The sequence below is a fragment of the Pseudomonas sp. FP2294 genome (assembly GCF_030687625.1).
Lineage (GTDB): Bacteria > Pseudomonadota > Gammaproteobacteria > Pseudomonadales > Pseudomonadaceae > Aquipseudomonas > Aquipseudomonas shahriarae.
Genome location: NZ_CP117441.1, coordinates 5,140,435 through 5,164,754, shown reverse-complemented (window position 1 = coordinate 5,164,754; position 24,320 = coordinate 5,140,435). Strand labels below are relative to the sequence as shown.

Below are 24,320 nucleotides of genomic sequence, written 5' to 3'. Positions count from 1 at the left end.
GGGGAGAGACGGTAATGAGCACCACAGTGCGCGCGCAAGGCTCGGGATCCGAGGGTAAATGGTCCATCACATCCACTGGGGCGGGCGTCGGCCTGGTAGGTCTGTTGCAACTGTGCAGCGGCGGGACCGTGCAGGCCATGGAGTTCAGCGTGCTGGACAACCAGGTCACCGGCTCGTTCGACAGCACCCTGTCTTATGGGCGTCTGTGGCGGGTCCAGGGGCGTGACAAGGGCAACGACGACGTCAACACCAACGACGGCAATCGCAACTTCGATACCGGGTTGGTTTCCGAGGTGTACAAGATCACTTCGGAGCTGGAAGCCAACTATCAGAACTACGGGCTGTTCGTGCGTGGCACGGGGTTCTATGACACCCAGATCATGGACAAGCGCAACGACTACTACCGCAACAACAGCCCGTCGCAACCCAGCCAGAGCCATCCCCAGGATGACCACTTCACCGACCAGACCCGCGACATTGCCGGTAGCCGTGTGGAGATTCTCGACTCCTACATCTATGGCAACTGGGACGTTGGCCAGATGCCTCTGACCGCGCGCCTGGGGCGCCAGGTGTTCAACTGGGGCGAGGGCATTTTCTATCGCGGCGGGGTCAATACCACCAACCCGGTGGACGCGGCCAAGTACCGCCTGCCGGGCGCCGAGGTCAAGGAAGTGCTGATGCCGGTGGAAGCCATCAGCTTCAATATCGGCTTGAGCGACAACCTGTCGATGGAGAGCTTCTATCAGTGGAACTGGAAGGAGACCCGCATCGACCCGGTCGGCACCTTCTATTCCCAGAGCGACCTGTTCGCCGATGGCGGCCGCACGGGGTACAACAACTTCACCGGCAGCGCCCTCGACACCCCGACGCCCATCGGCGGCAACGTCATCGGGTTATACGACGCCCTGGGCAACAACCCGATGTTCGGCGGCATGCTGCGCAGTACCGGGCTGTATGCCAACGGCATGACCCCGGCCTACGGCAACACCCTCAAGGTGGCGTCCATCGGCAAGGACTACAACGCGCGCAACGATGGCCAGTACGGCTTTGCCTTCCGCTACATCGCCGAGGAACTCAACAGCACCGAGTTCGGCCTGTACCTGGTCAACTACCACGCCAAGGAGCCGACCATCGCCGCAGACCTGGCGGGCTACAAGGGCATCGACATGGCGGCGCTGACCAGCATGCTGTCGTCGGTGGCCGGCAGCCAGGCCGCGGCCTTGGCCAATGGCCTGGCGACGGTGGATGTAATGGGCAATATCCAGGCGCACCGGCGTTATGCCGAAGACATCCGCATGTATGGCTTCAGCTTCAACACCACCCTGGGCAAGGCCTCGGTGTTTGGCGAGCTGGCCTACCGGCCGAACCTGCCGATTGGTATCGCCGCCACCAACGACCTGATCGGCGACCTGGCCAATGGCGCCGGCGCGGCGGCGGGCGGGCAGTTCATCAATGTCGGCGGGCAGATGGTCAACCTCAACAGCCAGATCGACAACTCCGAGCGCGTCGAGGCCTTCAACACCTCGCTGGGCAGCATCTACAACTTCGGCCCGGGCCTGAGCTTCGACTCGCTGTTCGGCGTGTTCGAACTGGCCTCCGAGCACCTGCGCGGCAGCAGCCTGAAGTACCAGGCCTACGATGGCAGCACCCGCTACTACGCGGGCAGCGGCAACACCTCTTATGTGTCTGGTGGTGAGCGTGATGACCAGGTCAGCCGTGATTCCTACAGCTATACAGTGATGTTCAACGGCACCTGGAACGACGTGTTCGCCGGGGTCAACCTGTCGCCCTACGCGGTCTACAAGGACGACTTCAAGGGCAACTCCTATCAGGCCGGCAACTACATCGAGGGACGCAAGGCTTACACCCTGGGGCTCAAGGCCAACTACCAGAACAAGCTGGAAGCCGAGCTGCAATACACCGAGTTCTTTGGTGGCGGCCAGAACAACGTGATCCGCGACCGCGACAACATCGGTTTCAACCTCAAGTACTTCCTGTAAGCCGCTGCCGTGCTGCGGCGCGAGGGCGGCTGCCCGCCCTCGTTTTTTTGGAGATTTGCCATGTTCCACACACCTCGAATACTCACCGCCAGCCTGGCCCTGGCCCTCGGCCTGGCCGCCGGCAATGCGCTTGCTGCGCTCTCGCCCCAGGATGCGCAACAGCTCAAGGCCCAGCTCACACCGCTCGGCGCCGAGCGCGCGGGCAATGCCGCCGGCACCATCCCGACCTGGGAAGGTGGGATCACCCAGGCCCCCAAGGGCTATGAAAAGGGTAAACACCATGTCGACCCTTTTGCCGGCGACAAGCCGCTGTTCACCATCACCAAGGCCAACCTGGAACAGTACAAGGCCAACCTGACGGCGGGCGAGATCGCCTTGTTCAACAGCTACCCCGACACCTTCCAGATGCCCATCTACCCAAGCCGGCGTTCTGGCTCGGCGCCCCAGTGGGTGTATGACAACACCTTCAAGAACGCCACCAGCGCCAAGCTGCTGGACGGCGGCACCGGCTTCGCCGACGCCTTTGGCGGCGTGCCATTCCCCATTCCGCAAAACGGTGTGGAAGCACTGTGGAACCACATCACCCGCTATCGCGGCACCTACGTGGTCCGCCGTGCTTCGGAAGCGCCCGTGCAGCGCAATGGCAGCTTCGCCCTGGTCACGTCGCAGCAGGAAGGGTTGTTTAACTATTACCGGCAGGGCGGGCAGTACGCCGACCTGAAGAACATCCTGTTCTACTACCTGACCTTCGTAAAAAGCCCGGCCCGCCTGGCCGGTGGCGCGACCCTGGTACACGAGACCCTCGACCAGATCAAAGACGCGCGCCAAGCCTGGATCTACGACGCCGGCCAACGCCGCGTACGCCGCGCGCCGAACCTGGCGTACGACACGCCGATCTCGTCCTCCGATGGCCTGCGCACGGCAGATGACACCGACATGTTCAACGGCTCGCCGGATCGCTACGACTGGAAACTGCTGGGCAAGAAGGAAATCTACATCCCCTACAACAACTACAAAGTCGCCAGCGCCGACGTGAAATACGCCGACCTGCTCAAGGTCGGACACCTCAACCCGCAATACACGCGCTACGAACTGCACCGTGTGTGGGTTGTCGAAGGCACCCTGAAACCGACGGCGCGTCACCTGTACTCCAAACGCGTGCTGTACCTCGATGAAGACAGCTGGGGCGCAGCGGTGGTTGACCAGTACGACGGTCGTGGCGAACTGTGGCGGGTGTCGATGGCCTACCTGAAGAACTTCTACGACCTGCCCACGACCTGGAGTGCATTGGATGTGTTCCATGACCTGCAGGCGCGGCGTTATTACGTGCAGAACCTGGATAACGAAGAACCGCAGACGGTGGATTTTGGCCAGGCGATTCCTGAGGATTCTTACTTTATGCCGTCGGCGTTGCGCTTGCGGGGCACGCGGTAGGTCTATCGGGATTTGAGAGAGCTGCGCAGGCGAGCGCAGCTCTGTGAGGGACCGTCCAGGCCGGGGCTATTCGAACAGCGCTGGATCTACTTTCTTGCGCCGAGCCTGTTCCAAGTGTTTGCGCATTTGGTCGGCTGCTGCAAGGCGGTCTCCTCGTTCGAGGCAATCGAGAATGGCCAGATGCTCCTGGGCCTGGCCCTTGCGTGGCGCTCGCGTGCTGGCTTGGCGGTATTCCACAAGCCTACGCAATTGGTTTAAACGGCGGACCGTTTGTTGCAGGAAGCGATTGCCGGAACACCCCGCCAGCGTCTCGTGAAACTGGGCGTTCGCTTCGAACAACTCCTGAGGCGTCATGCTCAAGTACCCACCGCCGGCAATGAACTCTTGCTGCTTGCGACAGGCCGCCAGCGTTTCACCATCGATCAGGAATGCGGGGGAGAGCAGGCCGGATGGCTCGATGGTCGCGCGCAAAGCATAGCTTTCTTCATACGCCTCCACTGAGTCGATCATGGGGAGAAAACGCCATCCTTGGCCGGCACGCTGTTCAATCCATCCTTCCTGTTGGATGCGTGATAGAACGGCCCTCAGCGCCGCCCGTGACACATCGAACTGACGCATGAATTCAATCTCGGTGAACAGCTCCGGGAGCTGCCTGCCCAGACGCAATTCGGCAAATTTCAGGTACAGCGGATCGTCACTGCCTTCCATGACTTGCGAGGCCAGATCGACGAGATCCTCGCTGGACCTGGCCAAGAAAAAGCCGCGATTGCGGTCGTAAGTGAGCATGCCTTTTTCGACCAAATGGCCCATCGCAAACTTTACCGGCGTGCGCGAGACGTTCAGCGCCGCCGCCAACTGCGACTCAACCAGGTGATGTCCGATAGCAAAGCGTTCACGACGCACGAGAGAAACAATGTCACGCGCAATGCGTGCTTGCAGCGGGCTTAGGGGCATCGGATCGAGACCAAGTAGAGCTGACCATGGAAGCCCCATTCTAGCGTGACGGTAAGCTTAACCACACCGTAGAAATCGTGGGCGTGGGTGGGCGCCCGATTTGACCGGTACGATGAAGCGGATAAAGCTTGGATTGATCTATATCGCGATAAAGTTCAATATGCGCCTCACAAAAACATTGCCCGTGCAGCCTGTGAGGATTAGCCAATGCCTATGTCAAAGCGTCGAACCGTTAGCGCCAACGGAGTCGAGTACCGTGTCAGCGATATCCGCGGGGTTGTAACTGATCTGGGGGGTGATTACGCAACGCTGCCCTACAGCTTGCGAATCCTGGCCGAGAACGTTTTGCGTGGCGAGACTGATCCTGAAGCCGCACTGAAAGTGATTTGTGCACGCTCCAAAGAATTCGACATTCCGTTTCGACCGGCCAGGGTTGTGCTGCAGGATTTGTTGGGCACGCCGGCACTGGTCGACCTTGCCGGGTTGAGAGATGCCGTCGCCGAGAAAGGTGGCAACCCGCGCCTGGTGAACCCTGTCACCCCCACTCACCTTGTTGTGGATCACTCACTCAATGTCGAGCGTTGGGGCGATGCCAGCGCGCAGGCCGATAACGAGGCCATCGAGCGCGTACGCAATGCCGAGCGTTTCCAGTTCCTGGACTGGTGCAACAAGGCGTTCAGCAATCTTTCGATCATTCCCTCGGGCAAAGGCATCCTGCACCAGATCAACCTTGAGCGCCTGACCACCGTCGTGGGTACTCAGCGCCGTGGCAATGAGCTGTGGGCTTTCCCGGATACGCTGGTAGGTACCGACAGCCATACAACGATGATTAACGCCATTGGCGTGTTGGGCTGGGGGGTTGGGGGGATCGAAGCCGAAGCTGCGATGCTGGGCAAATCGCTGATGCTGCGATTGCCGGACATTGTCGGGGTACGCCTGGAGGGCTACTTGCCTGGGGGCTATCTTGCGACCGACATCGCGCTGGCGTTGACTGAGCAACTTCGTAAAGCGGGGGTTATCGGTGCTTTCCTGGAGTTCTTCGGCCCGGGTGTCGCGCAACTGTCGCTGGCAGACCGGGGAACCTTATCGAACATGGCGCCGGAATTCGGTGCGACAGCGGCAATGTTCGCAATTGATGATCGCACGCTTCACTACCTTCGTATGACCGGGCGTGGCGGTGAGATTTCCGGCCTCACCGAGGCGTATGCGCGTGCACAGGGTCTGTGGCATGACAGTCTCGCGGGCGTTGAGTACAACCGGGTCGTGACCCTTGATCTCAGCACCGTCGCGCGCTCGATTGCCGGGCCGAAGCAGCCTCACCAGCGTATTGTGCTGGGGCAAAAGGCGCCTGCTACCCAACTGCCTGGCGGCCTGGACAATGGCTCTGTGGTGCTCGCCGCCATCACCAGTTGCACCAATACGTCCAACCCCCGTGGAGTGATTGCTGCTGGGCTGGTTGCACGTAACGCCCGCAAGCGTGGACTGAAAAGAGCGCCTTGGGTTAAGACATCCTTCGCACCGGGCTCGAGGGTGGTGTCGGACTATCTTGAGCGGTCTGGCTTGAATGAGGACCTGGATGCGTTAGGTTTCAACCTGGTCGGCTATGGCTGCACGACCTGCAACGGTATGTCCGGCCCGTTGCTCAGTACCGAAATCGAAGACGAAATTCGGGCTCGCAAGCTGGAAACCGTGGCCGCTACTTCCGGCAACCGTAACTTTGAAGGGCGTGTTCACCCGTTGGCCCGCGAAGTCTTCATCATGTCTGCGCCGCTGATCGTTGCGTACGCGATTGCAGGTACCTACCTGATCGACCCGGAAAAAGATGCATTGGGTCTCGACGACGATGGCGTGCCGGTCTATCTCCACGAATTGTGGCCGAGCGATGAGGAACTGACGCAAATCGAAGCCGATAATCTGACTGCCGATTTGTTCGACAAGGCCTACGAAGATGTTCCCCGTGAAGCGGGCTTGATTGCCAGCGACCTGCGCGCCGGCGTCAGCGATCAGTATCCCTGGCAGGCCAACAGCACCTACATCCGCAAACCTCCCTACTGGAGTGATGCGGTGAGTGCGACAGACACCACCCAGGACCTCAGCAACATGCGTGTGCTGGCCATGCTCTCGGACAACATCACCACCGATCACATCTCGCCCTCTGGCGCGATTCTTCCAGAAAGCGATGCGGGTCAATACCTGCAATCCCACGGCATCGCGGTACAGGACTTCAACTCATATGGCACTCGCCGTGGCAACCATGAGGCCGCGCAGCGTGCGACCTTCGCAAGCCCCCGCCTGAAAAACGAACTGCTTGAAGATGGCCGTGAAGGCCCGTGGACATTGCTTCTGCCCGAGAAAAAAGTCACCACGATTTTCCAGGCCGCGCAGATTTACGCACAACGCAAGCAGCCGCTGATCGTTGTGGCCGGCAAAGAGTACGGCAGCGGTTCTTCCCGTGACTGGGCGGCAAAGGGCCCGCGCCTGTTAGGCGTGCGGGTGGTCGTGGCCGAAAGCTTCGAACGCATTCACCGCACCAACCTGGCGGGTCTCGGCATTCTGCCTCTGCAGTTTGAAGACGGTGTTTCTCGCCAGAGCCTGGGCTTGAACGGACGCGAATTATTCAGCGTTGAAGGCATCACCCAAGACTTCCAGCCGGGCGCAACAATCACCCTGGTGATCGAACGTGAGAATGGCGAGAAAGAGCGGGTGTCGGTCTTGAGCCGCCTGGACACCTTCGAAGACGTTCGCTACTTGCGCAGCGGTGGTTTGCTGCCGCAGCTGCTGATCGAAAGTATGCAGAGCGCCTCCCTCAACTGATGCAACGCTGATTCGCTGGAGTAAAACTAGAATGACCCAAAGACGTATTCCTGCCGTTTACATGCGTGGTGGCTCGAGCAAGGGCGTTTTCTTTCTTGAGGAGCACCTGCCGCCCGCAGGTGCTGAGCGGGATGCCATCCTTCTGCGGGTGGTCGGCAGCCCCGATGTGTATGGCAAGCAGATAGATGGCATGGGCGGCGCCACTTCCAGTACCAGTAAGGTGGTGATCATCGGTCAATCCAGGCGTGACGACTGTGATGTCGACTATCTGTTTGGTGCACCCGCCATCGAGACGGCGGTCATCGACTGGTCTGGTAACTGTGGAAATCTGAGCGCGGCGGTTGGCCCCTACGCGATATCCGAAGGTCTCGTCGAGGCACCGCTTGATGGCATGGCCGTTGTTCGTATCTGGCAGGCCAATATCCAGAAAAGAATCATTGCTTATGTTCCGATGCGCAACGGCGAAGTCCAGGAAGAGGGCGACTTCATGCTCGACGGCGTGGCATTTCCGGCAGCGGAAGTCGTTCTGGAGTTTCTCAACCCCGGTGGTGCAGACGGCAGCCTTCTTCCAACGGGGAATGCCGTCGACGAACTGGACATACCAGGCCTTGGTAAGCTTGCAGTGACATTGCTGAATGCCGGCAATCCGACAATCTTTATAGACGCGCAGCAGGTGGGCTTGAAGGGAACCGAGACACAAGACCAGGTCAACGGTGATACGCAGTTACTTGCCCGGCTGGAGACCATTCGCGCGCATTGCACTGTAGCCATGGGCTTGGCCGCGAGTGCTGACGAAGCAACACGGTGGCGTCCTCATACGCCGAAGCTTTGCCTGGTTGCCAGGCCGCAACCCTACAAAGCCGCCGGGGGTAAGCAGGTTGAGCCTGAGGACATTGATGTGATTGCGCGAATACTTTCAATGGGCAAGCTTCACCATGCGATCACTGGCACCGGAGCGGTTGCCGTGGCAGTTGCCGCAGCGCTTGATGGCACCTTGGTCAATCGCATCGTCGGCAATATCGGCGATCGCCAGGTGCGCATGGGGCATACCGCCGGCAGCGTCGCGGTCGGCGCGAAAACCGTCCTGGAAGATGGCGCCTGGGTGGTTGAAAAAGCAGTGATGAGCCGGAGTGCACGCCGACTGATGGAAGGCTGGGTATGCCTCCCCGAACTCCTTGTTGACCCTATGCATCGACGTGCTCAGCCATGTTCCATGGCGGCTAAGGCGAGCAACCATGAACGTTGATATGGCTGCAGTACGAAATGATTTAGCGCCAAGTGGTGAACTGCGAGTGGCGATCAACTTGGGTAATCCCGTTTTGGCCCAGCGCGATGCGGTCACTGGCCGATTGGGAGGCGTCTCGGTTGCACTCGCGAACGAGTTGGCGAAGGAGTTGGGGATTGCAGTCAACCTGATGCCATACGACGCGGCTGGGAAAGTGTTCGCGGCCCTGGAGGAGGGGGGTTGGGATTTGGCGTTTCTGGCTATCGAGCCTGTACGAGCGCAAAAGATCACTTTCTCCAGTCCCTATGTGAGCATCGATGGCACCTACCTCGTTCATGCAGCAAGCCCTTTCGAACGTGCATCTGATTTGGATATGCAAGGCCACAGAATTTCTGTCGGCCGAGGTGCTGCGTATGACCTGTACCTGTCACGCACCCTGCAACATGCTGAGCTTGTTCGAGCGGACACCTCTGCAAGTGCCGTCGACCTCTTTTTACAGCAGGGGCTGGAAGCAGCGGCCGGGGTCAGACAGCCTTTGGAGCGGTTTGCAAACTCAACCACAGGGGTCAGGGTAGTGAAAGACAACTTCACGGAAATTCGCCAGGCGATGGCTGTTCCGAAAGCACGCAGAATTGCGGCTGAATACATCGAAGACTTCATCTGCCGTCTCGTGAGGCGTGGTTTTGTGGCCAAGTTGTTAGCTGATAGTGGGCAAGGCGATGTACGTGTTGTGGTGCCGATTATTTGAACTGTGGCTAGTTAGCGAGGGCATCTTTGTTGGCGCCAAGGGGGTGGGCAAATCGAGGTTTGGGGGGAGGCTGAATGTCTCGGAGGAGGGGATAGGTACGCGCTTCTCGGTGCGGCGACACCGACGCAATCACTGCGTTTGCAACGCGAAGCTTCGCGCAAACTCATCCGCTCAACGCAAGTACTTCGTTCCGAACAGGACTTGATGTGGCCGCAAACACTGGATGAACATGTCGAACTGTTTATCCAGCATTTCCCGTGTATGTGCATGCAGATCTGCTTTTTCTTGTCCCAGGCAAGGAGCCCGGACGCCAAGTCGAAAGAGTTTATTGCGCAACTACGTAGTTTTCTGATCTGGATGGCCTCAGAAACCGGTTAAGTCCAGATTGGAACGATTACATCCTATCGGCCTGCCCAAGGCAGGCCTTGGCAACGCTCAGGCAACGCCCTCCACCAATACCAACGCCCCCACCACCAACGCCTCCATCCCCCGCGCCAACTCCACCTCCATCTCCGCTTCTTCCGTATCCCGCGCCGTTTCCACCACTGGCTCCCGCTGCGTCACCGTATACACCGTATCCGCCACCGCCATGCAGTGAAACGCCACCGTCGCCAGTAGCCACCGCGCCTGTTCCTTGCTCACCCCAAACCCCTGCGCAATCAACGCTTGGTGCCCATCAATCTTGGCCAGCATCGGCGCGGTCGCTGCCGCGCGGCGGATCACGTAGGGAGTCAGCCCGGGGTGGGTTTTGACGAACTCGCGTACCGAGGTGGCGAACACGATCAGGTAGTCCTTCAACCCACCGTCGGCCTCGCCGCAGTCCTGGGGGATCTGCCAGCGGGTGAAGATTTCTTCAGCAACCATGGCCTTGAGCGCTTCGAGGTTGGCCACGTGTTTGTACAGCGCCATATGGCTGACCCCCAACGCCGCCGCCAGGCCGACGAAGGTGATGTTGGGCAGGCCCATCTCGATGCCGGCGTCGACGATGCGCTCGCGGGTGATGCTCGGCGGGCGGCCGCGGGTGGCGGTTTTTTTTGCGGGTTCCATGGGTATTCCTTAATCACTGAACACAAGGTTGTAGCTGTCTTGTCGGCTTTGCGCAAATTAGTTTATAGTCATGCAACTAAATATGATTCTGATTCTCAAACGGACCTTTTCTGTCAATGGACTCTCCTGAAGCGGCTTCGGCCAACCCTCAAGTTGCAGGCACGCTTAGCCGGATTCTGACGCCTATCCGTGGGCGTCTGTGTGTCGCCGCAGGGCTTGCCGCTGTCGGCGGCATGCTGACGCTGGTGCCGCTGGCGGCCATCGCCCATATCGCCGCACGTGTCCTCGGCGCTGGCGGTCAGCTGTCGAGCGAAGTGTGGTGGGTTGTTGGCCTTAGTGCTTTAAGCCTTTTCGCGGGGATGGCATTGATTTTTACCGCTGAGCTGCTCGCCCACCTGGCCGACAATCGCCTCACTCACCATTTACGCCGCGCGATCACCCAGCGCCTGAGCCGTGTGTCGCTGGGTTGGTTCAGCAGCCGAGCATCGGGCGAAGTGAAACGGGCGATGCAGGACGATATCAATACGCTGCACAGCCTCACCGCGCATTTCTACACCACCGCCGGGCGCGCGGGCGGAGCGGTGTTGGTGTCGATGGTTTACCTGTTTGCGATGGACTGGCGTTTGGCGCTGGTGTCGCTGTTGCCGTTTGCCGGGTATTTCCTGTTTTTCTCGCGGGCCATGCGCGCCAGCGGCGCGAGTATGCAGGAATTTGTCAGCGGGATGGCTCGCATCGACAACGCGGTGGTGGAGTTCGTCAACGGCATTCCGGTGGTCAAGGCTTTCGGCGCCAGTGGCAAAGCGCACGGGGCTTATCGCAGCGCCATCGACACCTTTGCCACGACCTTTATCGACTTCACCCGCCCGCTGGTGGCGTCGATGGCGAATGCCAACGCGATGATCGCGCCGGTCACTGTGCTCGGCGTAGTGCTGGCAGCGGGCACGCTGTTTGTTAGCCTGGGTTGGATCGCGCCAGTGGACGTGCTGCCCTTCGTATTGGTGGCGCCGGGTCTGAGCGCGCCGTTGCTGCTGTTGCACTACATCACCCACGATTTGAACAACGCCACCGGCGCTGCGCAGCGCGTGCAGGGGTTGCTGGACACGCCGACGCTGACGCAATCGGCCGTGCAGTTGCCGAGCGGCAACGCAATCTGCTTTGAGCAGGTCGGCTATGCCTATGAGCGCGACCACGCGGTGTTGAGGGACATCAACTTCACCCTGCAACCGGGCACCACCACGGCCATCGTCGGCCTGTCCGGCGCCGGCAAGTCAACGCTGGCGCGCCTGCTGCTGCGGTTTTTCGATCCCAGCAGTGGGCGCATCACTTTGGGCGGTGCGGACCTGCGCCATATCGATACGCCGCTGTTGTACCAGCGCATCGGTTTTGTGCTGCAAGAGGTGCGCCTGATCAACGCCAGCGTGCGCGACAACATCGCCCTCGGCCGACCGTCCGCCACCGCGCAACAGATCGAAGACGCCGCCCGCGCGGCGAATATCCACGAGCGCATTCTGCGCCTGCCGCGTGGTTACGACTCGGTGATCGGCGAGGACGCCCAGCTCTCCGGCGGCGAGCAACAGCGCCTCAGTATCGCCCGTGCAGTGCTGCTGGACCCGCCAGTGCTGGTGCTCGACGAGGCCACCGCCGCTGCCGATGCCGACAACGAAGTGGCGATTCAGGAAGCACTGTCACGCTTCGCCCAGGGCCGCACATTGTTGGTCATCGCCCATCGGCTCGACACGGTGATGCACGCCGATCAGATCCTCGTGATCCACGACGGCACCCTGCACGAGCAGGGCCGTCACGCCGACCTGCTGGCCCATGGCGGGCTCTACGCGCGGTTATGGCAACTGGGCGATTACGCCCGCAGCGAATCACAGGTGGTGCAACCATGCTGAAGACTTTTGTGCGCCTGCTCGGTGAAGACGCGCCCACGCTGCGCCGCTATGCCGTGATGGCGGTGTTCTACGGCCTGCTCAGCGGGCTGACCCTGATCACGCTGGTGCCACTGATCAGCCACCTGTTGGCCGGTGATGCGCTGGAGGCAGGGCGTTGGTTGGTTGCGTTGCTGTTCGGCGTGACCGCTTGCGCGCTGTGGCGTCGCACCCTCGACAAAGCCGGTGTAGCCGTCGGCGTGGCGGTGCTGCAAGGTGCGCGACAACGCGTCGGCGATCACGTGGCGCGCCTGCCGGTGGGCTGGTTCAGCGCGCAAAACAGTGCGCGGCTCGGCCATCTGATCACCCAGGGCATGATGGCGCTGGCGCAGTTGCCGGCGCATGTGTTCACCCCGGTGATCAGCGGCGCGGTGACGCCGTTGGTGCTGGTTGCCGCGCTGTTTGCCTTGCACTGGCCCTTGGGTGTTTTGGCGTTGCTGGCGCTACCGGTGTTGGTGGGCGTGATGCTGCTCACCGCGCGCCTGGGCCACAGTGCCGACAACACCTATCAGCAGAACTTCGCCCAGACCAGCCAGCGCATGGTCGAGTTCGCGCAGGCCCAGTCGGTGTTGCGCGCGTTCAATGGTAGCGGCGGCGCCACGCGTTTGCTGGACCAGGCCATCGACCAGCAACGCCAGTCCGGCCAGCGTTTGATCTATCGCTCCTCATTGTCGGCGGTGTTCAATGCCTGGGCGGTGCAAGGGATCTTCTGCGCGTTACTGGTGGCGGTCGCGCTGTGGTGCGACGCCCTGGATGCCCACGAAGCCATCGCCGCCTGCGTGGCCTTGGTGCTGGTGTGTCGTTATATCGAACCGCTGCTGGAAGTGGCCAGTTATGGCGAGATCCTGCGCAGAGCCAACGCCCAGCTCGATGAGGTGCACAGCATTCTTGCCGAGCAGCCGTTACCGGTCGCCGCGCAAGCGAAAATGCCCATGGATAGTTCGGTGGAATTGCGCAACGTCAGTTTTCGTTATGCCCCCGACGAACCCCAGGTGCTGCGCGGGGTGAGCCTGCGTATCGAGCCGGGCAGCATGACCGCGCTGATCGGCGCGTCGGGCTCGGGAAAGACCACGTTGGTGCGGCTGCTGGCGCGCTTCTTCGATGCGAACCGGGGCCAGGTGTTGATCGGTGGCGTGGAGGTGCGCGAGATGTCCGAAGCGGTGCTGGCCGCGCAGATCAGCCAGATTTTCCAGGACACCTACCTGTTCCAGGGCAGCATTGCCGACAACATCCGCCTCGGTAAACCGGGCGCCAGCCTGGCCGAGATTGCGGCGGTGGCGCAGCAAGCCGGCGTGGCCGAGATCATTGCGCGTTTGCCCCAGGGCCTGCACACGCCGGTGGGCGAGGGCGGGGCGCGGTTGTCAGGGGGCGAGCGCCAACGTATCTCCATTGCCCGTGCGTTGCTCAAGGACGCGCCGATCCTGCTGGTGGACGAAGCCACCGCCGCCCTCGACACCTACAACCAAGCCGCCATCGCCGATGCGCTGGCCAGGTTGCGCGGGCGCTGCACGTTGATTGTTATCGCGCATCAGTTGTCGACGGTGGCCATGGCCGATCAGATTCTAGTGCTGGATGACGGCGAGATTGTCGAGCAGGGCACGCCAGCGATCCTGGCGGCCAGCGCTGGGCGGTACGCGCAGTTTCTCGCCCAGCGCCGGGCGGCCCGTGGTTGGCGGATTGCATGATGCGTCTAGTGGGCTGCGGCGTGTTGCTGGTGCTGTGCGGCGTGTCGCTGCTGGTTGGCTCCCGCGAGATCGACCTGTTGGCAATCGACGGCGACGCGTGGCTGACGCTGACGGCCAGCCGCTTGCCGCGCTTGGCCGCGCTGGTGCTGACCGGCGTGGGCTTGGCGGTGTGCGGGGTGATCTTGCAGCACATCCTGCGCAACAAGTTCGTGGAGCCGGGGACCACCGGCGGCCTGGACGCGGCCAAGCTTGGCATCCTCGTCTCGCTGGGCGTGGCGCCGGCCGCCAGCGCCGGCGTGCGCATGCTGTTTGCGCTGCTGTGTTGCTTCGCGGCGAGCCTAGTGTTCCTGGCGATCATCCGGCGCCTGCGTTTTCACCATACCTTGCTGGTGCCGGTGATTGGCCTGATGTACGGCGGTGTACTCAGCGCCATTTCCGAGTTTTATGCGTACCGCCACAACATCCTGCAAAGCATGCAGGGCTGGCTGCTGGGGGATTTTTCCAAGGTGGTGCAGGGCAACTACGAGATCATTTATCTGATCCTGCCCATCGTCGCGCTGGCGTACCTGTATGCGCAGCGTTTTACCGTGATGGGCATGGGCGAGGGCATGGCCACCAGCCTGGGCCTGAACTACGCGGCCACGGCGGCGCTGGGCCTGTTGCTGGTGGCCGTGACCGTGGCGGCGACGGTGATCACCATCGGTTCGATCCCCTTTGTCGGCCTGATGATTCCCAATTTGGTGGCCTTGTATTACGGCGAAAACCTCAGCCGCACGCTGCCCATCGTCGCCCTCGGCGGCGCCGCGTTGCTGCTGGCCTGCGACATTCTCGGGCGCCTGCTGATCTTCCCGTTCGAAGTGCCGATTGGCCTCACCGCGGGCATCGTGGGTGGCGGGTTGTTCCTCGCGTTGATCGTCTGGAGGCAGCGATGAAGCGGCTGTGGGCCTTGGTATTCGCCCTGGCGTTGGGCTTTGTGCTGTTCCGTTCGGGGCTGGATTTTGACTACGTGATCCCCAAGCGGCTCGCGCGGTTGGCGGCGATGTGTATCGGCGGGGTGTGCGTGGCGTGGTCGTCGATCATTTTCCAGACCCTCACCGGCAACCGCATCCTCACGCCGGCGATCATGGGTTATGAAGCGGTGTACCTGTTGTTCCAGGCGTTGTTGGTGTTGTTGCTGGGCACCGCCAGCCTGATGCTGCTGGGCAGCCAGGGCAATTTTGTGCTGTCGGTGCTGCTGATGCTCGGCTATTCCTGGGCGCTGCAACGCTGGTTGCTGCGCGAGGGTAACAGCAACGTGTACTTCCTGTTGCTGCTGGGCCTGGTGTTGAGCCTGGTGATCGGCACGGTCACGCAGTTTGTGCAGTTGAAGATCAGCCCCGGCGAGTTCTCGATCCTGCAAGACTTCAGCCAGGCCTCGTTCAACCGCGTGCAGCCGCAGCAACTGCTGTTCTCGGGGTTGTTGGTGGCGGCGCTGTGCCTGGGCTTTGCACGCACGTTGCCGACCCTCGATGTGCTCGCCCTGGGCCGCGACCAAGCCATGTCGCTGGGGGTGGATTACCCGCGTGTGGTGCGCCTGCAACTGGCATTGGTCGCGGCGTTGGTGGCGATCTCCACTGGGCTGCTGGGGCCCACGGCGTTCATGGGGGTGCTCGTGGCCAACACCACCTATGCGTTGGCGCGCACGTTCCGCCATCGGGTTACGTTGCCCATGGGCAGCACGATTGCCATCGCGATTTTTATCACGGCGCAACTGCTGGTCGAACACGTCTTCAACTACAAGACCACCGTCAGCATTCTTGTGAACCTGCTGTGCGGCACGTATTTCCTGGCGCTGATGCTGCGCACCCGAGGCACCCGATGATCACTGTGCACAACCTCCACAAAACCTACGGCACCCAGACCGTGCTGGCCGGCGTCAACGCGAACTTTGCCGCTGGGCGCCTGACCTCGCTGATCGGCCCCAATGGCGCCGGCAAGACCACGCTGTTGATGATGATCGCGAGGCTGATGGCACCGAGCGGCGGCGACATTCGCTTGGATGGCCGTCAGGTCGGCGATATCCCGCTGCGCGACTACGCCAAGCGCGTGGCCACCTTGCGCCAGGCGCCGGATTTCAACCTGCGCCTGACCGTCGAGGAACTGGTGGCCTTCGGGCGCTTCCCTTACAGCCGTGGCGCGCTGACCGGCGAAGATCACCGCGTGATCGATGACGCGCTGAGCTTTCTCGCGCTGCAACCCCTGCGCCGCGCCTACCTCGACGAGCTCAGCGGCGGCCAGCGGCAAATGGCGTTCCTGGCCATGACCATCGCTCAGCAAACCGACTGCCTGCTGCTAGACGAGCCGTTGAACAACCTCGATATCAAACACGCCGTGCACATCATGCGTGCGCTGCGCCGGCTGTGTGACGAGCAGGGCCGTACGGTGATCCTGGTGGTGCACGACATCAACTTCGCCGCCCATTACTCCGACCACATCCTCGCGATGAAAGGCGGTGCCGTGCATTGCGCCGGCAGCGTGGCCGAGGTGGTCAACGAAACCCGCCTGGGCGAACTGTACGAACTCGACTTCGAGATCACCCACGGCGCCCGTGGCTGCCTGTGTAACTACTTCAACCCCGCATGAGAACTCCCATGAACCGGACACACACAGCCTGGGCCTGCGCCCTGTTACTGGCCGCGCTTGGCGCAGGGCCGGCTTCGGCCGCCGCCCCGATCAGCGTGACCCACGCGTTGGGCAGCACACTGATCCAGCCGCCCGTACGGCGCGTGGTGGCCCTGGACATGAACGAAGTGGATTTTCTCGACCAACTGGGCGTACCGGTGGCCGGTATGCCCAAGGACTTCGTGCCGCAGTTCCTGCAACGCTACAAGAACGACGCGGCGGTGGTGGACACCGGCGCCATCGTCCAGCCGAACCTGGAGCGGGTGCACGCGGCCAAGCCGGACCTGATCCTGATCACCTCGCTGCAGGCCCCGCACTACGGCGAACTCAGCGAGATCGCGCCCACCGTGCATTTCGACGTGGATTACCGCGACAGCCAGAAGCGCCATATCGAAGTAATCAAGCAGCACCTGCTGACCCTCGGGCAGATCTTCGCCAAGCCGGCCCTGGCACAACAACAGGTTGCCGCCCTCGACGCCAAGGTTGCAGAAGCGAAACGCATCACCGCCGACCGCCCCGAACGCGCCCTGGTGGTGCTGCATAACAACGGCGCGTTCAGCTCGTTTGGCGTGCAATCGCGCTACGGCTTTGTGTTCACCGAGCTGGGCGTGAAACCGGCCAGCCCGACCGCCGAGGCCGGCTTGCATGGCCAGCCGATTTCCAGTGAATTCATCCAGCAGGCCAACCCGGACATTCTCTACGTAGTTGATCGCACGGCCGTCATGGAGCATCGCCCGTTGCTGAATGCGCAAACCCTGGGCAACCCGTTGTTGCGCCAGACCAATGCCTGGAAAACCGGGCGCGTGGTGTTTGTCGATGCCGATGCCTGGTACGTCATGGCGGCCAGCCCTAGCTCGATCAAGCAAGTGATCGCCGATGTGATCCAGGGCTATCAACCCTGATTCCAGGCGTTAACCCCGCTTCAAGCTGCCAATACTAAAAAACATCCCACCTTACGGAGCCTTCCATGACTCACCGTACACGTACCCCTGTGCCCGCTCGTCCGGGCTTTACCTCCATGGCCTTGCTCGGCCTGGCAATCAGCAGCGCCCCCGCGTTCGCCGAAGAACTCGCGCAAGCCGAAGAAAACCGCGTGTCTACCTTGCCGGCGATTCGCGTCGAGGGTGAAATGCCGGCCGCCGACCTGCCGCTGAGCTACGCCGGTGACCAGGTGGCGTATGGCAGCCGGCTCGGCCTGCTGGGCAACAAGGACTTTATGGAAACGCCGTTCAGCACCATCAGCTACACGGAAAAGTTCATTGCCGACCGCCAGGCCCAGACCGTCACCGATGTGATCGCCGCGACCGACCCAGCGGTGTTCAGCAATGGCCTGAAGGGTACCTACAGCGAGAACTATTCGATCCGTGGTTTTGCCACCAGCATCAGCGACGTGACCATCGACGGCCTGTTTGGCGTGGCGCCGTACTACCGTATTTCGCCGGAGATGTACGAGCGCATCGAAGTGCTGAAAGGCCCGTCGGCGCTGCTCAACGGCATGCCGCCAGGCGGTTCGGTGGGAGGCATGGTCAACCTGGTGCCCAAGCGTGCCGGTGCTGAGCCGCTGACGCGCTTTACCACCACCTACATGTCCGAGGCGCAGTTTGGCGGCCACCTCGACGTAGGCCGTCGCTTTGGCGATGAGCAGCAATTTGGCGTGCGCTTCAACGGTGTGTACCGCGATGGCGACACAGCGACCGAGCAGCAACAGCAGAAAGCGCAGTTGAATTCGTTGGGCCTGGATTGGCGCGGTGAGCGGGCGCGGCTGTCGGCCGACCTCTACAACAGCGAAGACCGCGTGCGCGGGCAAAACCGTGGGATCAGCCTGGCGGCGAATGTGGCCGTGCCCAAGCCGCCGAAGTCGGACACTTTACTCAACCCGGACTGGGCGTTTGTCGATACCAAGGATCAGGGCGCGATTGTGCGCGGCGAATTCGACCTGACTGAGCAACTGTTGGCCTATGCGGCGTTCGGCGCCAGCGAGACCCACTACCGCTACAGCGGCGCGATGTCGGCCCAGGTGATCAACAATGCGGGGGATTTGAAGACCAGCATGGGCCAACTGAAGATGGACATCGAGAAAACCTCGGGCGAGGCGGGGCTCAAGGGCAAATGGCAGACCGGGCCGATCGGGCACCAGTGGGTGGTCAATGCCACGCGGTATGCCGACAAGCAAAAGGACTATGGCCGGCGTTGGGTGCCCGGTGCGGATTGGCTGACCAATATCTATCACCCGACCTGGGGGCCGGAGGCGCCGCGCAGCTTTGCGCCGGTGGCACACACCGAATCCACGCTGACCAGCTACGGCGTGGCGGACACCTTGTCGGTCCTTGACGACAAGGTGCAACTGACCCTTGGCGTGCGCCGCCAGAACGTGGTCACGGACACCTTCAATACCACCACCGGCGCGCGTAACAAGCCCGGCTATGACGAAAGCGCAACAACACCCGCCGCAGCCGTGGTGGTCAAGCTCACGGAACAGGTTTCGGTGTATGCCAACTACATCGAGGGCCTGAGCAAAGGCGCGATGGCGCCGATGACGGCAGCTAACTACGGCGACGTTTTTGCCCCGTACAAATCCAAGCAGAAGGAAATCGGCCTCAAGCTCGACCTGGGCACGTTCACCCACACCCTCAGCCTGTATCAGATCGAGCGCCCGGGCAGCTCGACCGATCCGGTGACCAACGTGTTCTCCTTTGGTGGCGAACAGCGCAACCGAGGCATCGAGTGGGGCTTCTTCGGCTCGCCCATCGACGACGTCCGCCTGATGGGCGGCGTTGCCCATGTTGATCCGAAGATCACCAAATCGCCAGGCGGCGATGACGAAGGCAAGACGGCCACCGGGTTGCCCAAGCTGCAAGGCAAGCTCGGCGCGGAATGGGACACGCCACTGGTGCCGGGCCTGACCCTGACCGCCAACGCGACGGCGGTTTCCCAGCAATACATCAGTGATGACAACTCGCAGTCGATCCCCGGCTACACCATTTTCGACCTGGGCTCGCGGTATGCAATGCAGGTCGCCGGGCGACCGGTGACCCTGCGTGGCACGGTGACCAACGTCACTGACAAGGCGTACTGGGGCATGCCGCTGACGTCCAGCCTGGGCCTGGGCGCGCCGCGCACGTACGAGTTGTCGGCGACCGTGGATTTTTGATGCTTTAGCAAGAGTAAAACTTCAACCTGTGGCGAGGGAGCAAACTCCCTCGCCACACAGCTATTCAGAATGCGACTCTTTTTCCCCCCATTTGTCCCCCCCGCTTCATCGTCGGATGAGGTCAAATGGCGTTGAACGCCATTGGACAGGGACGAACCTGAAACGCCCGTTATAGCTAAGTTATCGGCAGGACTCTCGGATGGAATAGGTTTATTTCGGACAATTAAAAAGCCGGCTTGTGGCCGGCGTTATTTTTGAGTTGTAGTCTTATTTTGTTGGTGTTTTTTGCGTGTTTATTTTTTGTCCCCCCATTTGTCCCCCCACTTTGGGGTTTCGTCTTGACTTAGGCGTCTGGGGGGCTTTAGCAGAATTGTAATCTAAGCGGCCCCGTGACGCCTTGACCTATGAATCTCAGGTATGGAAAACCCGCTGGTTCTGTCCCTGAGTATCGAGATAACTATCGACAACAATCTTACTAGTCAGAAACCGGCGAACCCCTGAGTTGATCCTTCGTTAGAGACCAAGTTCATCCAGTGCATGGAGCAACTTGACACCCATCACGATCCGGTCAGTGGCATCTATGCCGTTTTCCTGTGGCACTCGATATATCTGCTCACTGCCGATGTCGAAGCTTGCGCGTATGTCCTCCATATGCCGTACACGTTCTGGGTCGTCAGGTAAATTTGCGAGTGCCCAGCCTTCGTCGACACTTTCGAGGGTGAGGGTGCCACCCGTTCGTTCCAGCCAGCGACGCTGGTTTTCGTATCCATAGAACCAGAGGTTGTTGTCCGCAATCTTCAAGCCACTCATGGTCGCCAGCGCCGAGAGATAGGGGTCGCGGTAGTAACTGCGCATGACGGTCTTGTTCAGCATGCAGGCACTGTAGCCACGTTGGCTGATGGCATAGCGGCCCGAGTTACCTTCACGCATGCGCGGGTACTTCACCAAGTAGTAACGCCAGTCCAGCACGCGGTCGCGTTCGCAAGTGGTGATGAACGCCTGCTGTATCTCTTGGAGCACGGCGAGATCGTTGCCGCTTTGCGCTACTTGATTGAGTAGTTGGGTAAGAGGCTGCACCAATTCAGGCCTTCTACTGCCTGCTAGCAGATCCCGCCAGACTGTTTCGACGCGCGGCGAGCCGAAATCGAAAAATCGGTAGCCGCCATAACGATCCTGCTTGCGCGAATAATCTCCCAGTGAGAGCAGTGCGCCGGTCAACTGTGGCCAACAGTGAGCATTCTCGAACAAGGTAAGAAACGCTTCGGCGCGTTGGGTAAATATTGCAGGGTCCAGGGCCGGGTCGAGGTCGAACACGGCCAATGCGCCGCGGAGCACGGGGTTGTCTTCCAGTCGGTAGACCACCTCTCGCAGCGACGGGTGGGCCGTCAGGAGTTTGATCTTGTCCTTTTCGTTCTCTAACTGCTTTTGATTGAAGGTCGATACGCCGTCTAGGGTTCTGTCGACGATGACACTTTGAACATCTTCCAATAAGGCGGGCATGTTCTGGGCGCGCATCTCACCGCCACCGGATGCTTCGATCAAGTTGCGCACGATACGTAGCTGATCAGGGAAATCAGCGGTGTTGTGCATGCGATGCAGCAGAACCGCGTAGAGCAGAAGGCTATGAGCCTGACTCCACTCGGACCCCCCGTAATGCCGGCAGCAACCACCGAAGAGGTCGATAGGGTTTTGGCCGGGCTGGGGGCGTAGAGGGTTGAACAGCAGCAGGGCCGATGGGGACCGAGAATCGGTTGCGCGCAGCCAAGTGTTGAAGGTATCACGAGTGTCCAGGTCGACCCATATATCGAAGGCGACGAACAGGAAGTGCAGGTGCTCGACTGCCTTTGCCTGGTCTTTGGCAAACAAGCTTTGCGCCAACTGATCGAGCGTGGCCTTGTTGTCGGCGCGATTACCCTCGCGCCAGGTGCAAAGGTCAAACACAAAACGGAAGTAGCGCATAAACTGATCATCAATAAGCTGATCAGCGTCCTTGTAAGCCCAGATGACATCCGTCCATACGGTATCAACCCTGTGTGCGAAATCGTCGGCTTGCGCAAGACAGACGCTGTTGAGCAACGTCTCGAAATGCGCTTTGAAGTTTTCGAACGGCGTCAGAGGCTTGCCGCGAGAATTCATCTTGATATAGATGTCGTCACTGAGCTTGTTCTTCACCACCGGCAGCAGGTGGAAGCTGATCGCCGGATGGTCGGTGGCGGCAAGGCGTTGCCAAGCAGCCTCGAATGCTTCGCTGCTGGCGCTGGCGAAGCGCTGTTCCAGCGCCTGCAGCATGACCAGCATGGCCCGGATACTGGAGTCATGTTGCCAGCCGTGAAAGTACCAGGGCTGATCGACAATCCAGCCCTTCAAGTCGGTCTCGCCCGCGGGTGGTCGATAGTTGGCCAATGCCTCACAGAACTGGCGTGCACTGGCACGGGTGGCGTAGGTGAAGTTGCGCCATGCTTGCCCTTCGATGGGCTCGCCTGCCTGCCAGCTCAGGTACCAGTGCAGCAAGAACAGTGTGGTCAGGCGCTGTTGGCCATCCAGGGGGTAGAGGGTGCCATCCACGACATCGCCATAGATGAAATCTAGGCTGATAGGACGGTCGTCATGCATGACTGCATCATGCAAGGCGTCGACGAAGTCCTTGCGGATTCGCTCCACCGATGCGCCATGGCGGCCTTGTGCATAATCGCGCTGGATCAGTGGGATTTCGATTCTTTGGATTCGATGAGTCGCATGCAAATTGTTGTCAAAGAGTGAAATGTACGACGTAAGAGTGTGGTTCATGCCATTTTCTCTTCGTTCAAGAAATAGGGCTTCGCGATCTCAAGGATTGTATCGAGGTAATGATTGCGATCTTGGGGGCCCCAGAAATGGTTCTGGTGCGCGTTCGCCGGGGTGTAGTACTTGAGGAAGACATTACGTGTACAGACCGGTATGTAGCCTCCCTTGCGGTCTACATCCAGTAGCATTTGTCGCTTAGCCTCGAACACCGCGTTGCTCAGCAGACTGTTGTCCGCCCTCGATAGCAGGGCAAGGTTGGCGATGGAGTGCAAACCATGAGCGGAGGCAGTTTGCTCGTCCGGTGCGTTGAAGGCGGCGACGACACGACTGGCCAGGTCTTGAAAGGTATTACCGAAGTTCTGCGCAGTGCCGACCTGCTCTAGCGCTATCTTCAAATCCTCAAGCAGCTCCGACTGTTGCGGAACGGTATCGGGTGCCAGCTCATTCAGCGCGGCCAAATGCAGCTTTAACCAGGTTTGCCATTGTTCGGCCTTGGTCAGGTTCTCGGCATCCTGCGCATGGATGTGCTCCAGCGACCATGCGGTATCGGTGTGCATATGGAAGGGGAAGCGTTGGTTGGCTTGTGGAACCCGGCGCATGGTTTCGACATTCACCAGCAACAGCAGGTGCAGCAACTTGTCGTAGTCCTTTCGGTCGTCATAGCTGAGTGCTTCCACGTCGGAAGCCTTGAGTCCCAGCGACGCTCTGATGCGGTAATCCAGGTCCTGTTCGAATTGACGCTTGCTCTGATCTGCGGACAAGTTAGCCAGTTCACCAAAGTCCGTCCCTGTGAGTACCAGATAACCCACCTTATGAAACAGGTCACGGTTATTGAACCAGCCAAGCATCAGGTCATGCAGGTTTAGAACCTTCATCCAAAATGCCAGCGGGTCTACTTCGATGTCCTGCCGCAGAGACTCGAAGGTATGGTAACGCGGTGACTTGCGTGACTGGATACCTCGTACCAGAGAATCGAGCAAAAGGCTGATCCTGGTCGGGTAGCGGTCGCCACTCTTCGGCGAGTTGCCACAGATGAATCCCCACAGCTCGGGGGCGTGGAGGTCGCGCTCGATGATGTCCCACTGGCTGGCGACCTCGGCGGCTCGATGGGCATGATCGACCTTGATCCTGGACAGCAGCAACGCTTTGACCAACTCCGCGTCCGTCAGCGGTATCCGGCCGACATTTAAACGAGTGAAAAGGGCCGTGGCATCCATGTCCTGAGGGGCTTGGTACCAGATCACCGCTACTTTCTCGAACAGCGCTTCGTAGAATTTGTTAGCCGCGAATTGAATGCGAGCGCCGTGGGCATCGAACCACTTGCCAATACAGCGGTACGCTCTGTGCAAGTGGAAGTAATCGATGTTGCTGTCGTAGTCGTCCAGCTCCTCATCGCCGAGCCTTTCGAGAAATGTTGCGCTCCCTGGGCGGGTTTCGTAGTGCAGTGAATAGGGCAGCGGGGCCTTGTTCAAACCCGTTTTATGCATGTAGAGCAGTATCAGGTAGATCGTGGTCAAGCGCTGCTGCCCATCGACCAGTTCCCATTGGCACGTCTGCGCCGAAGAGCCGCGTGAGTGCTGTTTGACCACAATAGGCTGCAGGTTATAGGGCTGGTCCAACTCTGCGGTTTTCAAAGCCTGCCAGATGTCGTTCAGCAGGCGCTCCACATCCGTAGTGTCCCAACGGTAGCCACGTTGATACCCAGGCACCCTGAAAACACCAGAAATATCGCCTACGAATTTGCTAGCCAGCGTTGCTGCTGTCAAATCGACACTGTGTGAGTCCAAGCAAAGTTCTTCCATGATTTTCGATCTCGAATCGGGTCCTGGGTAGGCATGGGATGTCTGGCGTTTCACGCAGATTCAATCACCCAGCGCGGCTCATTG

General features: G+C 60.4%; 16 protein-coding genes. 12 read left to right on the top strand and 4 right to left on the bottom strand.

Annotated elements, in window-relative coordinates; genetic code table 11:
• The first annotated feature begins 14 nt into the window (after positions 1-14).
• Together PSH73_RS23205 and PSH73_RS23200 are read left to right on the top strand one after the other, a co-directional pair.
• Positions 15-2,000, top strand: a complete 1,986-nt coding sequence (locus tag PSH73_RS23205) for a DUF1302 domain-containing protein (RefSeq protein WP_081044311.1) — start codon at positions 15-17, stop codon at positions 1,998-2,000.
• Between the two features lie 60 nt (positions 2,001-2,060).
• Positions 2,061-3,434, top strand: coding sequence for a DUF1329 domain-containing protein (locus tag PSH73_RS23200; protein ID WP_115129093.1), 1,374 nt, complete (start codon positions 2,061-2,063; stop codon positions 3,432-3,434).
• Between the two features lie 66 nt (positions 3,435-3,500).
• On the opposite strand, the gene PSH73_RS23195 is transcribed toward PSH73_RS23200, so the two are convergent.
• Positions 3,501-4,337 (bottom strand): GntR family transcriptional regulator, encoded by an 837-nt coding sequence (locus tag PSH73_RS23195; RefSeq protein ID WP_239688445.1) that lies wholly within the window; start codon positions 4,335-4,337, stop codon positions 3,501-3,503.
• A gap of 258 nt (positions 4,338-4,595) precedes the next feature.
• On the opposite strand from PSH73_RS23195, the gene PSH73_RS23190 reads away from it, so the two are divergent.
• From PSH73_RS23190 to PSH73_RS23180, 3 genes are read left to right on the top strand one after another with little or no spacing between them, the layout of a single operon-like run.
• A complete protein-coding gene (locus tag PSH73_RS23190) occupies positions 4,596-7,202 on the top strand; it encodes an aconitate hydratase (RefSeq protein ID WP_169989758.1) in 2,607 nt (868 codons plus the stop codon).
• A gap of 31 nt (positions 7,203-7,233) precedes the next feature.
• Positions 7,234-8,448: a 2-methylaconitate cis-trans isomerase PrpF gene (gene prpF / locus PSH73_RS23185; RefSeq protein WP_120734205.1), complete on the top strand. Its 1,215-nt coding sequence runs from the start codon at positions 7,234-7,236 to the stop codon at positions 8,446-8,448.
• Positions 8,438-9,175, top strand: coding sequence for a transporter substrate-binding domain-containing protein (locus PSH73_RS23180; RefSeq protein ID WP_057960731.1), 738 nt, complete (start codon positions 8,438-8,440; stop codon positions 9,173-9,175). The genes prpF and PSH73_RS23180 overlap by 11 nt, the downstream gene beginning before the upstream one ends.
• A 435-nt stretch (positions 9,176-9,610) precedes the next feature.
• On the opposite strand, the gene PSH73_RS23175 is transcribed toward PSH73_RS23180, so the two are convergent.
• A complete protein-coding gene (locus PSH73_RS23175; protein WP_029292295.1) occupies positions 9,611-10,222 on the bottom strand; it encodes a TetR/AcrR family transcriptional regulator in 612 nt (203 codons plus the stop codon).
• 116 nt (positions 10,223-10,338) lie between these two features.
• On the opposite strand from PSH73_RS23175, the gene PSH73_RS23170 reads away from it, so the two are divergent.
• From PSH73_RS23170 to PSH73_RS23140, 7 genes are all read left to right on the top strand, one after another.
• Positions 10,339-12,117 (top strand): ABC transporter ATP-binding protein, encoded by a 1,779-nt coding sequence (locus PSH73_RS23170; protein WP_305461442.1) that lies wholly within the window; start codon positions 10,339-10,341, stop codon positions 12,115-12,117.
• On the top strand, positions 12,111-13,838 hold the full coding sequence (locus PSH73_RS23165; RefSeq protein WP_198817871.1) for an ABC transporter ATP-binding protein: 1,728 nt from the start codon (positions 12,111-12,113) through the stop codon (positions 13,836-13,838). The genes PSH73_RS23170 and PSH73_RS23165 overlap by 7 nt, the downstream gene beginning before the upstream one ends.
• Complete coding sequence (locus PSH73_RS23160) at positions 13,838-14,770, top strand: ABC transporter permease (protein WP_198817891.1); 933 nt, start codon at positions 13,838-13,840, stop codon at positions 14,768-14,770. Before PSH73_RS23165 ends, PSH73_RS23160 begins: the two co-directional genes overlap by 1 nt.
• Positions 14,767-15,699, top strand: coding sequence for an iron chelate uptake ABC transporter family permease subunit (locus PSH73_RS23155; RefSeq protein ID WP_169989752.1), 933 nt, complete (start codon positions 14,767-14,769; stop codon positions 15,697-15,699). The genes PSH73_RS23160 and PSH73_RS23155 overlap by 4 nt, the downstream gene beginning before the upstream one ends.
• Positions 15,696-16,460, top strand: coding sequence for an ABC transporter ATP-binding protein (locus PSH73_RS23150; RefSeq protein ID WP_220172552.1), 765 nt, complete (start codon positions 15,696-15,698; stop codon positions 16,458-16,460). The genes PSH73_RS23155 and PSH73_RS23150 overlap by 4 nt, the downstream gene beginning before the upstream one ends.
• 8 nt (positions 16,461-16,468) lie before the next feature.
• Positions 16,469-17,401, top strand: coding sequence for a siderophore ABC transporter substrate-binding protein (locus PSH73_RS23145; RefSeq protein WP_305461439.1), 933 nt, complete (start codon positions 16,469-16,471; stop codon positions 17,399-17,401).
• A 65-nt stretch (positions 17,402-17,466) separates the two neighbouring features.
• Positions 17,467-19,650 (top strand): TonB-dependent receptor, encoded by a 2,184-nt coding sequence (locus PSH73_RS23140; RefSeq protein WP_370693709.1) that lies wholly within the window; start codon positions 17,467-17,469, stop codon positions 19,648-19,650.
• A 513-nt stretch (positions 19,651-20,163) separates the two neighbouring features.
• On the opposite strand, the gene PSH73_RS23135 is transcribed toward PSH73_RS23140, so the two are convergent.
• Positions 20,164-22,437 (bottom strand): DUF262 domain-containing protein, encoded by a 2,274-nt coding sequence (locus tag PSH73_RS23135; protein WP_305461437.1) that lies wholly within the window; start codon positions 22,435-22,437, stop codon positions 20,164-20,166.
• Complete coding sequence (locus tag PSH73_RS23130) at positions 22,434-24,236, bottom strand: DUF262 domain-containing protein (protein ID WP_305461435.1); 1,803 nt, start codon at positions 24,234-24,236, stop codon at positions 22,434-22,436. Before PSH73_RS23130 ends, PSH73_RS23135 begins: the two co-directional genes overlap by 4 nt.
• Positions 24,237-24,320 lie beyond the last annotated feature (84 nt).

Bases quoted from the DNA above. Each gene is read 5' to 3' on its own strand.
- PSH73_RS23190 (WP_169989758.1), top strand. From the start codon at position 4,596: ATGCCTATGTCAAAGCGTCGAACCGTTAGCGCCAACGGAGTCGAGTAC.
- PSH73_RS23180 (WP_057960731.1), top strand. From the start codon at position 8,438: ATGAACGTTGATATGGCTGCAGTACGAAATGATTTAGCGCCAAGTGGT.
- PSH73_RS23155 (WP_169989752.1), top strand. From the start codon at position 14,767: ATGAAGCGGCTGTGGGCCTTGGTATTCGCCCTGGCGTTGGGCTTTGTG.
- PSH73_RS23200 (WP_115129093.1), top strand. From the start codon at position 2,061: ATGTTCCACACACCTCGAATACTCACCGCCAGCCTGGCCCTGGCCCTC.
- PSH73_RS23130 (WP_305461435.1), bottom strand. From the start codon at position 24,236: ATGGAAGAACTTTGCTTGGACTCACACAGTGTCGATTTGACAGCAGCA.
- PSH73_RS23165 (WP_198817871.1), top strand. From the start codon at position 12,111: ATGCTGAAGACTTTTGTGCGCCTGCTCGGTGAAGACGCGCCCACGCTG.
- PSH73_RS23170 (WP_305461442.1), top strand. From the start codon at position 10,339: ATGGACTCTCCTGAAGCGGCTTCGGCCAACCCTCAAGTTGCAGGCACG.
- PSH73_RS23140 (WP_370693709.1), top strand. From the start codon at position 17,467: ATGACTCACCGTACACGTACCCCTGTGCCCGCTCGTCCGGGCTTTACC.
- PSH73_RS23175 (WP_029292295.1), bottom strand. From the start codon at position 10,222: ATGGAACCCGCAAAAAAAACCGCCACCCGCGGCCGCCCGCCGAGCATC.
- PSH73_RS23145 (WP_305461439.1), top strand. From the start codon at position 16,469: ATGAACCGGACACACACAGCCTGGGCCTGCGCCCTGTTACTGGCCGCG.
- PSH73_RS23160 (WP_198817891.1), top strand. From the start codon at position 13,838: ATGCGTCTAGTGGGCTGCGGCGTGTTGCTGGTGCTGTGCGGCGTGTCG.
- PSH73_RS23205 (WP_081044311.1), top strand. From the start codon at position 15: ATGAGCACCACAGTGCGCGCGCAAGGCTCGGGATCCGAGGGTAAATGG.
- PSH73_RS23150 (WP_220172552.1), top strand. From the start codon at position 15,696: ATGATCACTGTGCACAACCTCCACAAAACCTACGGCACCCAGACCGTG.
- PSH73_RS23135 (WP_305461437.1), bottom strand. From the start codon at position 22,437: ATGAACCACACTCTTACGTCGTACATTTCACTCTTTGACAACAATTTG.
- prpF (WP_120734205.1), top strand. From the start codon at position 7,234: ATGACCCAAAGACGTATTCCTGCCGTTTACATGCGTGGTGGCTCGAGC.